Raw genomic sequence first — 13,977 nt, forward strand, 5'->3', positions numbered from 1 at the left:
CCAGCATCCAGATGCTCCTGCACGCCGCAGAACGCGCGGACCAGGACCGACCCGGCCTGCAGCACGTGCGTCTGGCCAGCGAGACCGCCGCCGCCAACCTCGCCGAGGCCCGCCGGTTCGTACGCGAGCTGACCCCGCCCTCCCTCGACCACGGCCTGGGCACCGCACTGCGACGGATGTCCACCGACGAACAGCACCCCGACCACGGGCCCCGGGTCGACGTGCAGGTCGCCGATGAGCATCCTCTGCCGATGGAGGTGCAGACCGCCTTGCTGCGCATCACCCAGGGCGCCGTCGCCAACGCCGCCCAGCACGCACACGCCACCCGGGTCCGGGTGCACCTGCAGACCGGACCCGCCCAGGCACGACTGGTCATCGCCGACGACGGCGTCGGCTTCGACCTCACCGAGATCCGCCACACCGCCCCGTCCTCGGACTCCTTCGGGCTGCGCGCCATCACCGCACGGGTGGCCCAGCTCGAAGGGACGCTGGACATCGACTCCGCACCAGGGCGCGGCACCACCCTGACCGTCAGCCTCCCGACGACCACCCGGAGCCCGTGATGATCCGCCTGCTCATCGCCGACGACCACCCCGTCGTGCGCGCCGGGATCCGCGCCCTGCTCGAGAGCGAGGACGACCTCACCGTCCTCGCCGAAGCCTCTACCCCCGACCAGGCCATCGCCCTGGCCCGCGACCTGGCCCCCGACATCGTCCTGATGGACCTGCAGTACGGACCGGGCGCCACCGGCGTCGACGCCACCCGGGCGCTGCGGGCGCTCGAGGTCGCCCCCTACGTCCTCGTCCTGACCAACTACGACACCGACGGGGACATCCTCGGCGCTGTCGAGGCAGGCGCCAGCGGCTACCTGCTCAAGGACGCACCGCCCGAAGACCTCGTCGCAGCCGTCCGCGCCGCCGCCGCCGGCGAGAGCGCTCTGGCCCCCTCCATCGCCGGACGCCTCATGGCGCACATGCGCTCACCCCAGGCCAACCTGTCCCGACGGGAGATCGACGTCCTGGCCCTCGTGGCCGACGGGGCCTCCAACAACGACATCGCCGGCCGCCTGCACATCACCGACGCCACCGTGAAGTCCCACCTCGTCCACGTCTTCTCCAAGCTCGGCGTCAACTCCCGCACCGCCGCCGTCGCCGCCGCGCGCCGACGCAACATCATCTGACCCCGGCAACTCGCGCCTACCAGGTTCAAACGCACTGGGATTTAGACGAAAGCGTCACATCCGGGCGGCGTTACCCAACTGTCGACTGCCTGCCGGAGCACCTTGGCGCCCGAGGCCGGACGCGAACCCCCTCGTGACTCTGTGCCGCAGAGGATCGCTGTCCGGTCAGCGTCCCGCTGACGATCCTCATCCGGTCGCACCGCCCGGACATCGCAGGCTCCGACGCCGCCGACTGCTGCAGCGGGTCCGCTGCCCCTTCCTCAGGCGCAGTCGTGACAGCGATCGATCTACCCCAGCACGGGCACGCGACGGGCTACGTCGCCCCACCCGGCCGGGGCGGATCGCCGGCCGGCGCCGACGAGGACGGCTTCGACGTCGTCGTCTGTCGGGAGCACCTGACCTGCGAGCTCTTCGATCGTCGTACGCGCGAGACCGAGCGCCTTCGCGGGTACGGCCCCCTCGCACCGGAGGTCTAAGTGGTGGACGACGTCCTCGACAGCCCACGTGGCAAGGAAGTCCCCGACCGTGAGCACCTCGCCCTGGAAGACCCGCCCCTCCTCGGGACCGGCAGCGCCGCGCTGCACCGCCGCCGCGACGTCACGAAGCTGGGCCACCGCCGAGGAGGGCCGTGCGAAGGACGCAGTCCTCCTGCGCTGGGCCATGAGCTCGGCGACGGGGTCTTCTCCTGCAGTGGCAGCGGCGAAGCCCGTCCAGTAGCTGGCGGCGTCGACGGTCGGGCGGTCGCTCGTGCGCGAGACGAGGCCTCCGAGGACTTCCTGCCACCCCGCGAGCACGTGGACGACGACATCGAGCCGTGTCCACCCGTGGCACCGTGAGGCGCCGAGGAGCTCGAGCTCCTCGAGCCCGTCCACCGTGCACACAAAGGCCTCGACGGACTCGACGAAGGCAGCGCGGCCGAAGTCAGCTGGCACCGAGAGGCTCACGCGGCGCAACCTAGCGACGGAAGCGCTGCCAGCCGGGCCCACGGTGCCTGGACGTCGACGACGCGGTGGTGGCTTGGCTACCCATACGTCGTCACCATCAGCCGCTCCTCCGCCGATCCCGCAGACGATCCACAACTGAGAACGTCGCATGCTCGTCGTCAGTGAGGAGCCTCCGTACGGTTGCTGGGTGTCTTCCAGCGACGACGGCCCGAGCGAGGCGGTGAGGTCCGCCGCTGCGGGGGACGTCACGCTCGAGAGCTACCAGGCCGCCGCCGACGTCTACCGCGACCAGACCCCATCGCCCGGGCCCGCCGTCGCCGGCTTCCTGGACGAGGTGGCCCGGCGGGTCGGCAGCGGGAGCATCTTGGAGATGGGCAGCGGTCCCGGCGCCGACGCCACCTACCTGGAGGCCCGCGGGCCGCGCGTGGTGCGGACAGATGCCGTGCCGGCGTTCGTGCAGATGCTGCGCGCCGACGGCCACCAGGCCCGGGTGCTGGACGTACGGGTGGACGACCTCGGTGGCCCGTACGCGGGCGTGCTCGCCAATGCGGTGCTGCTGCACCTGACCCGCGAGGAGGTCGCAGACGTGCTGACGCGCGCCCGTGACGCCGTCGTGGACGGCGGTGTCCTGGCCATCACGCTCAAGGAGGGCGACGGGGACGCGTGGACGTCGGCCAAGCTCGGCCTGCCGCGGCACTTCACGTACTGGCGCGAGCCGCAGCTGCGCGCTGTGCTGGAGGCGACGGGCTGGAGCGATGTGGTCGTCGACCACGTCGCCGGTCGCGACGAGGCCTGGCTCTTCGTGCTCGCCCTCGCTGCACGTCATGCACCGGCCGTTGACCACGGCCTCGACTGACCGTTCTCGAGGGCGGCGTGCGCAAGGCGTCTCGCGGCACGCGGTCCGGGAGGATCAGCGCGTGATGGAGCACCGGGGCGTCTACGGGCTGTGGCGCCAGCACGGTCTGCTCGTCGCCGTCCGCAAGGCCCGCGGGCCCTACACAGGCTTGCTCGACCTTCCCGGCGGTGCCCCCGAGGACAGCGAGACGCCCGAGGAGACCCTGAGACGGGAGCTGGCCGAGGAGTGCGGTGTCACGCTCCACCGCCACGGCCCCTGGCACCCCTTCGAGCTGCACGTCACCCGCGACAGCAGCGGCGGGCCCATCGACTTCCGCCACCGCGGGCTGATCACACCGGTGACCGTGCTCGACGAGGTCGCAGCGGTCCAGGACGTCGAGGACGTCACCGGCGTCGAGCTCGTCGACCCAATTACGACGCCCCTCGAGCAGATGAGCGCCTTGACCCAGCACGCGCTCACCATCCTCGAGCCAACCACCCTTCCAGTGAGCCGCTGCGGCTCAGCATCCCTACGGCCGGATTAGGTCGTGTCCGTGGCGGCCAGCGGACCACGTCGCCAGGCCTCAGCCTCGGCGTGCGACCGCAGCCGCACCACCGGCAGGGCCGGGACCGTCGTCGCCAACGCCTCGACCCGCGCCCCAACCGCGCGTGGGAGGTCCAAGCCCACCGCACGATGTGCTCCTCGTCGGTGAAGAAGGTCCGCAGCGGCGGCTCGACGTTGCCGTTCCACAGGACCTCCCGACGCAGCCGGCGACGCAACGTCCGCCGCACCACCTGCCGCATCACCACCGCCCGCGGCAGATCCAGCCACACCAGCAGGTCGGCCCGGGCCGCCAGCACGTCCCGCGTCGGGCCGTAGCCCCACTCCGTGACCCACCCCGGCCTTGCGGTGAAGTCATCGACGTCCGCAGCGAAGGACGACCGCGGCACCCACCCGGGGCCGTGGTGCAGCGCGTCGAGCTCGACGTGCGGCACCTCCAGGTCGACGGCGAGCCGGACCGCCATCGTCGTCTTGCCCGCTCCTGACGCACCGGCCACGACGACCCGTCGTGGCCGCGCGCCCATCGCATCGCCCGCCCCCAGCACGAGGGTCGACGCTAGCCGTCAGTCCAGCAACGCCCGGTGGGCTCGTCCGAGTGGCGAGTTCGCCAAGTGCCTCGGCGGGCAACGGCGTCTCCGACGCCGGCGGTCGGTTGCGCCAAGGGCGTCCCAGCAGGCGACCGTCTATCGGTGACGCCGGAGGTCAGCGGCCTGCCGAGACGCCAGCTGGCATCGGACGTCCCGATAGACCTGTCCGGATGGTCAGTCCCGCACAGGGGCGTCATACGGAGCAGCCCAACAGCTCCCCGACCGGTCCACCGGCAGGCGTCAGCGGGACACGCCGCCGCGGAAGGTGCCGGCAAGGAACGCACAGCGGCGTCCACGGTCTCGTCTCGCGCCGCCAGCCCAGGCGCGAGCTGGCGCACCTCGTCCAGCAGATGCTCGTCGACGCGGCCGCCGTCGGCGTAGGTCACGAGCATCCCCACGAGCATGTCGACGACGGCCTCGCGCTTCATCCAGGCGTCCTGCTCGTCGCCGGGCAGGTGGTCGGGGTACTCCCCCGAGTCGTTCGCCAGCCGCTGCGACAGCCGTCGCGCTTTCTCCTCAGAGCCGCTGGGCCACACCCCCGCCCGCTCGACCACCACACCACCTCCCGTCCGGCGTCCAGCGCCATCCCCCTGGCCGCTGACCATCAACGGCGTCGGCGCACCCACCGCCGCAGGCGATCGACCTGGTGCTCGCTGTGATCGACGAAGATCGGCAGCATTCGGGGTGAGGTCCAGAACATGCTCAGCGGCGTCCACCGTGCGCGGCCGCGTCCGTCACGCCATCGCACGGCCGGGAAGTCGGTCACCTCGACGACCGCCTTGCGCGGCACGGTCCGCGTCCACAGCCACCCGCGGACCACCACACCCCGCTGGTCGCACACCACCTCGCACCCGGGCGCCCGCACCGCCAGGTAGACACCGAGCGGGACTGCCACCACGGCCGCCGGCCACCGCCACGAGCCGAGGTCCCCGTCAGTGGCCAGCAGCCACGCGAGGAGGACGAGGGACACCCCCGGGGTCACGTTGCCGACCCGCGCGACAGCCAGCGGCCTCAACCGTATCCCGGTCCTCCCCGCGGCTTCGCCCGCTTCGGCGCGGCGTGAGGGCTCATGCCTGCTCCTGCCGGGACAAGACGTTGCGGTACAGCGTCGCCCGGCTCACCCCGAGGTCCTTGGCCACCGACGTCACCGTCGCCCCCGGCACCGCGAGCAGCGCCTTGGCTGCCTCGACCCGCGCCGGCGTCATCACCGTCGGGCGACCACCGACGCGACCGCGCGCCCTCGCCGCCTCGAGCCCAGCGATGGTGCGATCCCGGACGAGGTCACGCTCGAACGCGGCCAGAGCCCCGAAGATCGAGAAGATCAGCCGGCCACCCGGGGTGGTGGTGTCGATGGCCTCGGTCACCGACCGGAACCCCACTCCCCTGCCCTCGAGCTCGGTGATCGTGGCGAGCAGGTGCGGCAGCGACCGGCCAAGCCGGTCCAGCCGCCACACCACCAGTGTGTCGCCGGGCAGCAGCCGCTCGAGCAGCTTGGCCAGCTCGGGCCGGTCGTCCTTCGCGCCGGAGGCGACGTCGGTCCACACCTGCGCGCACCCCCCCGCCGTCAGGGCGTCATGCTGCAGCGACGGGTCCTGCGCGGTGGTCGAGACCCGGGCGTAGCCGAGCGCGTGTCCCATGCCTCCGAGCGTACGGAAACCCCCCGGCGGGGGTTCCGCGACACAGGAGTTTCGGACACGAGTTCTGGACGCCGATCCGTCGGCGTGTCGCCCCGCCGGCGCGACTGTCGCTCAAACGATGGCGAGCTCAAGGGGTGAACGCACCGCTTGGGAGCGTGACAGTACTGGCCGCTTTCTCTAGTGCAGTGGTGGTTGCTGCTGCGTAGACCTCGGCGGGGGTTCGCCAGCCGAGGACCTCGCGTGGTCGTCCGTTGAGTCGGGCGGCGAGGGCGTCGAGGGCGGCCTGGTCGAGCTGGCGCAGGTCCGCGGCGCGGGGCAGGTACTGGCGCAGCAGGCGGTTGGTGTTCTCGTTGGTGCCGCGTTGCCAGGGGCTGCGGGGGTCGCAGAAGTAGACCGGGCAGCCGGTGTCGGCGCTCAGGCGGGCGTGCTGGGACATCTCCCGGCCGCGGTCCCAGGTGAGCGACCGGCGCAGGTGGGTCGGGATCTCGTTCAGGGCGCCCGCGAGGGCGGGGTGGACGTCCTCGCCCTTGAGGCCCGGCAGTGCGACCAGGACGGTGTACCTACTGGTGCGCTCGACGAGGGTCGCGATCGCCGAGGGGCGACGACCCATCACGAGGTCGCCCTCCCAATGGCCTGCCACGGCTCGGGTCTCGACCTCGGCGGGCCGCTCGCGCCAGGAGGTCATGTCTCTTAGTCGACCTCGCCCTGTCGACTGGCGGGCGATCTTGGGGTAGCGCATCGCCCGCCCGGTCCTCAGCTGCTGGGTCAGTCGGCGCGGCAGCGGGGAGTGGTGCGGCACGAACAGGCTGAGGTAGATCGCCTCGTGGCTGATCCGCATGGCGTGGTCGTCGGGGTGCTCCAGGCGCAGCCGGTGGCTGATCTGGCGCGGTGACCACTCCTGCGCCAGGCCCTGCTCGACCGCGGCCCGCAGGGCGGGGCGGGCGGTGAGCTTGCTGGTCTTGGGCCGCTTGGCGCGGGCGTAGGCCGCGGTGTCGGCGTCGTGGGCGCGGTAGGCGCGGCGGCCGCCGTTGCGGGCGACCTCGCGGGAGATGGTGCAGTGCGGGCGACCGAGGGTGGTCGCGATGGCCCGCAGGCTGTGGCCGGCTGCGAGGCCGCGGGAGATCTCCTCCCGGTCGGCCAGCGATAGATGCCGGGTCGAGCGTCCGGCGGGTCGGGTGCGGACACCGCCGGTCGCGGCGAAGTGCCGGCGGACGTGCTGGACCGGGACGCCGAGGTCATGGGCGACTGAGCGCACCGAGCGCCCTGTGCGCCACTGCGCCCAGGCACGGTCTTGCTGCTCGAGGGACAGATGAGGTCGGGACAAGGGCACCTCCACGGGTCGTGATCCTCGTGGTGGTGCGTTGACCCCTTGAGCCCGCCATCGGTTGTGTTTGCGGGCAGCCAGGTTGTCGGTGTTCTACACATGGCGTCTGCTCGGAGTCGGCTTGCCTCAAGAGCTGGGCCGGGTGGGAGGGTGCGCGCGTGGACGCCTCGACGGTCAGGATCGGTGTCGGGGGCGCTGCGGTCGTCGGTGTCGCCTTCGGGATGGCCCGCTACGTCTACGGCCTGACGTTGCCGGACGTGCGCGCGGAGTTCGGGATGAGCGAGCTGCTGCTCGGTCTGGTCGCCAGCGGCACCTTCGCCGGCTACCTCCTGGGCCTCGTCGGTGCCCCTCGCCTGTCGGCGCGACGAGGACCGCGGGCACCGACGACCGTGGGGGGCGTGTGCGGGGTCGCCGGGTGTGCGACCGTCGCGCTCGCCCCCTCGCCCTCGGTCCTGGCAGTCGGCGCGGTCCTGGCGGGCAGCGCCGCCGGCTGGGTCTGGGCCCCCTACTCCGACATCGCTGCTGCGGCTGTGCCGCGTCGCGACCGCCCGGCTGTGCTGGCGGTGATCACGACGGGTACCAGTGCCGGTCTGGTCGCGCTGGCCGGGCTGAGCGTGCTCACCGGGGCCGCGTCGTGGCGGTGGACCTGGGCGGGCATCGCCGGCGCGGCCGCGGTCGCCGCTGTCGTGAACCTGCGTGCGGTGCCGCGGCTGCCTGCTCACCGCACCGACGCGGGGGCCCCTCGGGCGTCGCCGCTGCGCCGGGCCATGGCGCGTCCCCTGGTCTACGCCGTCCTCTACTTCGCCGCCACGACCGTCTACTTCACCTACGTCAGTGACGTCGCCCGCACCGGCGGGCGGGGTGCGGGGGTAGCGGCCCTGGTCTTCGCCCTCGTCGGTGCCGGCGGGCTCATCGGTCTGGGCACAGGCCGGATGGCCCAGGCCGTCGGCGCACCGGTGGTCGCCGTCTTGAGCGTCTGCGTGGTCGGCGGCGCGCTGGTGCTGCTGGCCCTAGGGCGCGCGTCGCTGCTGCTGGTCCTGCTGTCCGCGGTGCTCTTCGGGGTGGGCTACATGGTCGGCTCAGCGGTGCTGGCCATCTGGACCGCGCAGGTGGTCGCAGATCGGCCCGGTGACGGCTTCACCGTGGCCCTGGTGGTCGGGGCTCTCACCTCGATCGCGGCGCCTGCGGTGATGGGCGCCCTGATCCCCCTCGTCGGGCTCCCGGTGATGCTCGCGGCCGTCGCCGTGGTCGCCGTCAGCGGCGCCCTCGTCGTCGCGGCAGCACCGCGCCTGCGCGCGAGAGTCGTCTCGCAGCGAGGTCGTCGCTGACGCGTCCTCGGCCGCGCTGCGGAGTCACATCTGGGCGAGCAGGTCTTCCATGGTGGTGATCTCGGCCTCCTGGGCGTCGGCCATGTCAGCGGCCAGCTGCCGGACCTCCTCGTTGGCGCCGCCCTCGACCTCCATGCGGGCCATGTCGATGGCGCCGGCGTGGTGCTCGACCATCATCGACAGCCACATCCGGTCGAACTCGGTCCCCGAGGCCTGCTCCAGCGCGGCCATGTCCTGCTCGCTCATCATCCCGCCCATGCCGTGACCGCCGCCGTGGTCCATGCCCTGCATGGAGTCGGCGGAGGGTGCGGGCTCGCCGAAGGACTCCAGCAGGGCGCTCATCTGGTCCATCTCGGCCTGCTGGGCCTGCTCGATCTGGTCGGCGAGGTCCAGGACGTCGGGGTTCTGGGTGCGCCCCTGCACCAGCTGCGACATCTGCCTCGCCTGGGCGTGGTGGGGGTACATCATCTGCAGGAACATCACGTCGGCCTGGTTGTGCTGGGCCTGGCTCGACGAGCTCGACGAGCTCGAGGCGGCAGGGCCCGCCTCGGGGCTCATGCCCGCGCCGCCGCCCATGCCACCGTTCTGGCCCACGCCGCAGCCGGCCAGGGCCAGGGTCGCGGACAGGGCCAGGGCCGGCAGGGTCTTGCGCATCGGTCGGGTCTTCACGGCAGTCCTCCTCGGTGCCCGGCCGGTGGCCACCTGGGGCGGCAGCCACCGGACCGGACGCGGTGTCTGCACCCCAGCACCGATACCCCCTCCGGGTATTTCACGGCGGGGCGGCACCAGCGGCGCGACCACCTCGGCGGCCAGGGCCGGGAACAACCGGCTACCCTCGTCGTTATACCCCCCGGGGTACCCCAGACGGGGGCCGTGAAGGAGATGACCATGGACGTGGACACCAGCGAGCTGACCGACGTGCTGGCCCGACTGAAGAGGACCCAGGGCCAGATCGGCGGGATCATCAAGATGATCGAAGAGGGCCGCGACTGCGCCGACGTCGTGACCCAGCTCGCGGCGGTCTCCCGGGCCCTGGACCGGGCCGGCTTCAAGGTCATCGCCACCGGCATGCGCCAGTGCATGGTCGCCGAGCGGGACGGCACCGAGCGACCGCTGACCGACGCCGAGCTGGAGAAGCTCTTCCTGTCCCTGGCCTGAGGCCCGCCTGCCGTCGGTCACGCGCGGCTTCCTCGCCGCCCGTGACCGACGACCAGGCACGCATCTGACCCATCGCCACCATCACCGAAGCATGATCACCGCATACCCTACGGGGTAGGGGAGGACGACGACCATGATCGACATCGTCACCATCGAGACCACGAGCCTGGGCGACCGCAGCTACCTGGCCACCGACGGCACCACCGCCGTCGTGGTCGACCCCCAGCGCGACATCGACCGGGTCCTGGACCTGCTCGAGCGCCTGGGCGTGGACGTCTCTCTCGTGCTCGAGACGCACGTCCACAACGACTACGTCACCGGCGGGCTCGAGCTCGCCCAGCGCACCGGCGCCCGGTACGTGCTGCCCGCCGACAGCCACGTCGAGTTCGACCACACCCCGGCCGGCGACGGAGACGTGCTCGAGGCCGGCGCGTTCGCAGTCCGGGCGATCCACACCCCCGGGCACACCCACCACCACACCTCCTACGCCCTGCAGAACGGCGAGGGCGTCGTGGAGGCGGTCTTCACCGGCGGGTCGCTGCTGTTCGGCTCGACCGGGCGCACCGACCTGGTCTCCCCCGAGGACACCGTGGGCCTGACCCACGACCAGTTCCGCTCCGCGCGGCGCCTGGCCGCCGAGCTGCCCGCGAGCACGGCCGTCTACCCCACCCACGGCTTCGGCAGCTTCTGCTCGGCCACCCCCACCAGCGGGGACTCCTCCACCATCGGCGAGCAGGCCACCACCAACCCGGCGCTGACCCAGGCCGAGACCGACTACGTCCAGACGCTGCTGGACGGGCTGGACGCCTACCCCGCTTACTACGCCCACATGGGCCCGGCCAACCGCCGCGGCCCGGACCCGGTGGACCTGTCGATGCCCGCCCCGGTCGAGCCCGACCAGGTCCGCCGGCGCATCGCCGGTGGGGAGTGGGTCGTCGACCTGCGCGAGCGGAACGCCTTCGCCGCCGGGCACCTGGCCGGCTCCTACGGCTTCGAGCTGTCCGACAACTTCGTGACCTACCTGGGCTGGCTCTACCACTACGGCACCCCGCTGACCCTCATCGGGCAGTCCGAGGAGCAGGTCCTGGCCGCCCGCCGGGAGCTGGCGCGCATCGGCATCGACCACCTCGCCGGCGCAGCGACCGGTGACATCGAGGCCATCGCCGGCGGCACCGTCGCCGACGGGGCGCTGCGTGGCTACCGCGTCAGCGACTTCGCCGGCCTGGCCGAGCGCACCCGCCAGGGCCCGGTGCAGGTGCTGGACGCCCGCCGCCGCGACGAGCGCGCCGGCGGCGGGGTGCGCGGCTCCCAGCACATCCCGCTGCACGAGCTGGCCGAGCGGATCGAGGAGGTCCCCACCGGGGAGGTCTGGGTCTACTGCGGCTCGGGCTACCGCGCCTCTGTCGCCGCCTCGGTCCTGGACCGCCCCGGCCGCGACGTCGTCCTGGTCAACGACTCCTACTCCGCGGCCGCCGACGCCGGCCTCGCCGTCCCCCACCCCGACCAGGGCTGAGCGCCCTGCTCAGGACACGAAACCCCGCGAGACCCGCCCCCCTCGACAGGAGAACCGTGAGCACCACCACCAGCGCCACTGCCACCACCACCGGCCCCATCACCACCGGCCCCATCACCACCGGCTCGGACACCCCCGGCGCCCCAGCGGGCGGCCACCTCGACGCCGCGACCGCCGTCGCCTGGGCGGGCGAGCACCAGGCCGTCGTCGTCGACGTCCGCAGCCCCGGTGAGTTCGCCGGCACGCACATCGCCGGCTCGACGAACATCCCTCTGGACCTGCTGCTCGCCCACCCCGAGCAGACCGCGACCGCCCTGGCCGGCACCGGCGCCCCGGTGCTGCTGGTCTGCCAGTCCGGTGCCCGCTCGACCCAGGCGCTGGAGCGCCTGAGCGGGCTCGGCCTGGCCGGCGTGCACGCCCTGGACGGCGGGGTGCCCGCCTACGCCGCCGCCGGCGGGCAGGTCGAGAGCGGCCGCGGCCGCTGGGCGATGGACCGCCAGGTCCGCCTGGCCGCCGGGTCCCTGGTCACCACCTCGGTGCTGGCCAGCCTGGCCCTGCCCCGGGCCCGGTTCCTCGCCGGCGCCGTCGGCGCGGGCCTGACCTGGTCGGCGGTCTCCAACACCTGCGCGATGGCCCGCGCACTAGGCGCCCTGCCCTACAACCGCGGACCCCAGGCACCCGAGCTCGAGGACGCACTCGCCCAGCTCGGGACCACCCCGCAGGCCAGCACTCCGGGCGCGAAGACCCAGGGCACGCGCACCCAGGGCGTGAGCACGCAGGTCCCCGGCTCGTGACCGGTACCGCGCGCCACCCCGCGACCAGCACGCGGGCACAGCAGCCGCGCGCCCGCCGGGGTGGTGCGCGGTGACCGCCCTGCTGGGCGCCCTCGGCCTGGTCATCGGGGTGCTCCTGGGCCTGCTCGGCAGCGGCGGGTCGATCCTGGCCGTACCGGCCCTGGTCTACGTCGCCGGGCTGCCTCTGTCAGCGGCGATCCCGACCTCCCTGGTCGTGGTCGGCGCCGCCTCAGCCACCGCCGTCGCACCGCGCCTGCGGCAGGTCCAGTGGCGCCTGGCCGCCGTGATGGGCGCCGCCGGCGCCGCAGCCGCCTACGGCGGCGCGGCCGTCAACCAGCTGCTGCCCGAGACCGCGGTGCTGCTCGGCTTCGCCGTCGTGATGGCCGCCGCCGGGACCCGGATGCTGCGCAGCAACGACGAGACCACCGGCGGCTCCTGCGCCCTGCCCGGCGGAGGCGTCGACTGGCGGCACTGCCTGGTCCGCTCGACCGGCGCGGGCGTGGTCGTGGGTTTCCTCACCGGCCTGTTCGGCGTCGGTGGCGGCTTCCTGCTCATCCCCGCGCTGACCCTGCTCCTGGGGCTGCCGATGGCCGCCGCCGTCCCCACCTCCCTGGTCGTGGTGCTCGTGAACGCCGCCGTCGGGTTCAGTGCCCACGCCGGGCACGGCGCCGTCGAGTGGGCCGACGCCGCCGTGTTCACCGCGGCCGCCGTGGTCGGCTCCCTCGCCGCCGCCCGCCTCGCCCGACGCATCCACGGCCCCCGGCTGCGGCAGGCCTTCGCCGTCCTCGTGCTGCTCGTGGCCGCCGCCGTGGCGGTCACCACCCTGCTCGACCTGACCACCGGGCCCTGACCACCGCGCTTCGACCACCGCTTCCCTCACCGACGCGCGGTCCGCGGCCTCCTCCCAGCTCTCGACCCGCACCCACCTGGAGCCAGCCCGTGCCCGCAGCCGCACCCGCCACCGACCGCCAAGCCGCCGGTGGCCTGGGCAGCGCCCGGCCCTGGACCCGCGCCGACACCGCCTCCCTGACCCGGCCGCTGGCCGTCGTTGCCGCCCTGCACGTGGCCGGCTTCGGCGCCCTCGCCCTGGGCGCCGGCCCACTCACCGGGCAGGGCACCGGCCAGCTCCTCGGCTGGGGCCTGGCGCTGAGTGCCTACGCACTAGGGGTCCGGCACGCCTTCGACGCCGACCACATCGCCGTCATCGACGGCGCCACCCGCAAGCTCACCGCCGACGCCGCCCACACCCCCGGCAGGCCACGACCGCTGTCGGTGGGGTTCTGGTTCTCCCTGGGCCACTCCAGCGTCGTGCTCGCGATGGCCCTGCTCGTGGCCGCCGGCACCGGCCTGGCACCACCCTGGCCAGCGAGGACTCCACCGCCCACCAAGGGCTGGCGACCTTCGGCACCACCGCCGCCGGCCTGTTCCTGTGGGCCATCGGCCTGGTCAACCTCGTCGCCCTGGTCACCGTCCTGCGGATGCGCCGGCGCGTGCGCGCCGGGCAGCTCGACCCCCACCAGTCACCTGAGGCCCTGGAGGTCCCCGGCGCCCTCGCCCGGCTCCTGCGGCGCCTGACCCGACGCATCCGCACCCCCCGCCAGACCTACGGCGTCGGGCTGCTCATGGGGTCTGGGCTTCGACACCGCCACCGAGGTCGCCCTCCTCGTCCTGGCTGCGACCGCCACCGTGACCCTGCCATGGTACGCCGTCCTGGTCCTGCCGGTCCTGTTCGCCGCCGGCATGAGCCTGTTCGACACCCTCGACGGCGCCGCCATGCACCTGGCCTACGACCGCGCCCACCACCAGGGCACCGACCCCGCACGCAAGCTCACCTACAACGCCGTCGTCACCGGCCTGTCCGTCGCCCTCGCCCTAGGAATCGGCACCATCCAGCTGGCCACCGCCACCCACGACACCCTGCCCGCCCTCGGTGACCACCCCGCCGGGGCCCTCCTGAACTGGCTCAGCGCCCTGGACACCTCCGCCGTCGGCATCACCACCGTCGCCGTCTTCGCCCTCATCACCACCGCCGCGGTCCTCACCCACCGCCTCACCACCCGACCGGCAGGCGTGGCTACGTCCAGCTAGAAGAAGACACCGGGGCGACTCCCTCGAG

The 13,977-nt window shown here is 73.3% G+C and carries 15 protein-coding genes and 3 pseudogenes; 12 read left to right on the forward strand and 6 right to left on the reverse strand.

All coding sequences use genetic code 11. From position 1 onward, the window contains the following. Window positions 1-242, reverse strand: a 242-nt coding sequence (locus Q0848_RS15530) for a hypothetical protein (protein WP_299039158.1), incomplete at its 3' end; no start/stop codon positions are given. 9 nt (window positions 243-251) lie between these two features. On the opposite strand from Q0848_RS15530, the gene Q0848_RS15535 reads away from it, so the two are divergent. Then, a complete protein-coding gene (locus Q0848_RS15535; RefSeq protein ID WP_299039160.1) occupies window positions 252-563 on the forward strand; it encodes a sensor histidine kinase in 312 nt (103 codons plus the stop codon). Beyond that, complete coding sequence (locus Q0848_RS15540) at window positions 563-1,180, forward strand: response regulator transcription factor (RefSeq protein WP_299039162.1); 618 nt, start codon at window positions 563-565, stop codon at window positions 1,178-1,180. The genes Q0848_RS15535 and Q0848_RS15540 overlap by 1 nt, the downstream gene beginning before the upstream one ends. A 287-nt stretch (window positions 1,181-1,467) precedes the next feature. Here the strand turns inward: Q0848_RS15540 and Q0848_RS15545 are convergent, their stop codons facing one another. After that, window positions 1,468-2,124, reverse strand: a complete 657-nt coding sequence (locus Q0848_RS15545) for a maleylpyruvate isomerase N-terminal domain-containing protein (protein WP_299039164.1) — start codon at window positions 2,122-2,124, stop codon at window positions 1,468-1,470. 187 nt (window positions 2,125-2,311) lie between these two features. Between Q0848_RS15545 and Q0848_RS15550 the strand changes: the two genes are divergently transcribed. Both Q0848_RS15550 and Q0848_RS15555 read left to right on the forward strand, forming a co-directional pair. Further along, a complete protein-coding gene (locus Q0848_RS15550) occupies window positions 2,312-2,980 on the forward strand; it encodes a trans-aconitate 2-methyltransferase (protein WP_299039165.1) in 669 nt (222 codons plus the stop codon). Between the two features lie 64 nt (window positions 2,981-3,044). Then, window positions 3,045-3,503, forward strand: a complete 459-nt coding sequence (locus tag Q0848_RS15555) for an NUDIX domain-containing protein (RefSeq protein WP_299039294.1) — start codon at window positions 3,045-3,047, stop codon at window positions 3,501-3,503. A gap of 1,208 nt (window positions 3,504-4,711) precedes the next feature. Here Q0848_RS15555 and Q0848_RS15560 read toward each other — a convergent pair. From Q0848_RS15560 to Q0848_RS15570, 3 genes are all read right to left on the reverse strand, one after another. Next, a complete protein-coding gene (locus Q0848_RS15560) occupies window positions 4,712-5,122 on the reverse strand; it encodes a hypothetical protein (RefSeq protein WP_299039167.1) in 411 nt (136 codons plus the stop codon). A 52-nt stretch (window positions 5,123-5,174) separates the two neighbouring features. Next, entirely contained in the window at window positions 5,175-5,744 is a 570-nt protein-coding gene (locus Q0848_RS15565) for a recombinase family protein (RefSeq protein WP_299039169.1), read from the reverse strand. A 127-nt stretch (window positions 5,745-5,871) separates the two neighbouring features. After that, the gene (locus Q0848_RS15570) at window positions 5,872-6,885 is read right to left on the reverse strand and encodes an IS30 family transposase (protein WP_366146636.1); all 1,014 of its coding nucleotides are present in this window, start codon (window positions 6,883-6,885) and stop codon (window positions 5,872-5,874) included. Window positions 6,886-7,226: 341 nt separating this feature from the next. Between Q0848_RS15570 and Q0848_RS15575 the strand changes: the two genes are divergently transcribed. Beyond that, window positions 7,227-8,396: an MFS transporter gene (locus tag Q0848_RS15575; RefSeq protein ID WP_299039173.1), complete on the forward strand. Its 1,170-nt coding sequence runs from the start codon at window positions 7,227-7,229 to the stop codon at window positions 8,394-8,396. 24 nt (window positions 8,397-8,420) lie between these two features. Here the strand turns inward: Q0848_RS15575 and Q0848_RS15580 are convergent, their stop codons facing one another. Continuing rightward, complete coding sequence (locus Q0848_RS15580) at window positions 8,421-9,065, reverse strand: DUF305 domain-containing protein (protein ID WP_299039175.1); 645 nt, start codon at window positions 9,063-9,065, stop codon at window positions 8,421-8,423. A 213-nt stretch (window positions 9,066-9,278) separates the two neighbouring features. Between Q0848_RS15580 and Q0848_RS15585 the strand changes: the two genes are divergently transcribed. The 7 genes and pseudogenes from Q0848_RS15585 to Q0848_RS15610 form a co-directional block, all read left to right on the forward strand. Continuing rightward, window positions 9,279-9,554, forward strand: coding sequence for a metal-sensitive transcriptional regulator (locus Q0848_RS15585; RefSeq protein ID WP_366146637.1), 276 nt, complete (start codon window positions 9,279-9,281; stop codon window positions 9,552-9,554). Between the two features lie 136 nt (window positions 9,555-9,690). Then, window positions 9,691-11,067: an MBL fold metallo-hydrolase gene (locus Q0848_RS15590; protein WP_366146638.1), complete on the forward strand. Its 1,377-nt coding sequence runs from the start codon at window positions 9,691-9,693 to the stop codon at window positions 11,065-11,067. A 56-nt stretch (window positions 11,068-11,123) separates the two neighbouring features. Continuing rightward, on the forward strand, window positions 11,124-11,861 hold the full coding sequence (locus tag Q0848_RS15595) for a rhodanese-like domain-containing protein (RefSeq protein WP_299039181.1): 738 nt from the start codon (window positions 11,124-11,126) through the stop codon (window positions 11,859-11,861). A 70-nt stretch (window positions 11,862-11,931) separates the two neighbouring features. Then, complete coding sequence (locus Q0848_RS15600) at window positions 11,932-12,711, forward strand: sulfite exporter TauE/SafE family protein (RefSeq protein WP_299039183.1); 780 nt, start codon at window positions 11,932-11,934, stop codon at window positions 12,709-12,711. A 212-nt stretch (window positions 12,712-12,923) separates the two neighbouring features. Beyond that, window positions 12,924-13,190: pseudogene (locus tag Q0848_RS19075) on the forward strand (HoxN/HupN/NixA family nickel/cobalt transporter); the annotation flags it as partial. Between the two features lie 62 nt (window positions 13,191-13,252). Beyond that, window positions 13,253-13,414 (forward strand): annotated as a pseudogene (locus Q0848_RS19080) (HoxN/HupN/NixA family nickel/cobalt transporter); the annotation flags it as partial. Window positions 13,415-13,487: 73 nt separating this feature from the next. Next, window positions 13,488-13,949, forward strand: a pseudogene (locus Q0848_RS15610) (HoxN/HupN/NixA family nickel/cobalt transporter); the annotation flags it as partial. Between the last annotated feature and the right edge of the window lie 28 nt (window positions 13,950-13,977).

Source organism: uncultured Pseudokineococcus sp., assembly GCF_947495735.1.
Taxonomy (GTDB): Bacteria; Actinomycetota; Actinomycetes; order Actinomycetales; family Quadrisphaeraceae; genus Pseudokineococcus.

Excerpts from the sequence above, each read along its gene's own strand:
- Q0848_RS15535 (WP_299039160.1), top strand. The coding sequence starts at position 252 with ATGGAGGTGCAGACCGCCTTGCTGCGCATCACCCAGGGCGCCGTCGCC.
- Q0848_RS15540 (WP_299039162.1), top strand. The coding sequence starts at position 563 with ATGATCCGCCTGCTCATCGCCGACGACCACCCCGTCGTGCGCGCCGGG.
- Q0848_RS15555 (WP_299039294.1), top strand. The coding sequence starts at position 3,045 with ATGGAGCACCGGGGCGTCTACGGGCTGTGGCGCCAGCACGGTCTGCTC.
- Q0848_RS15565 (WP_299039169.1), bottom strand. The coding sequence starts at position 5,744 with ATGGGACACGCGCTCGGCTACGCCCGGGTCTCGACCACCGCGCAGGAC.
- Q0848_RS15585 (WP_366146637.1), top strand. The coding sequence starts at position 9,279 with ATGACCATGGACGTGGACACCAGCGAGCTGACCGACGTGCTGGCCCGA.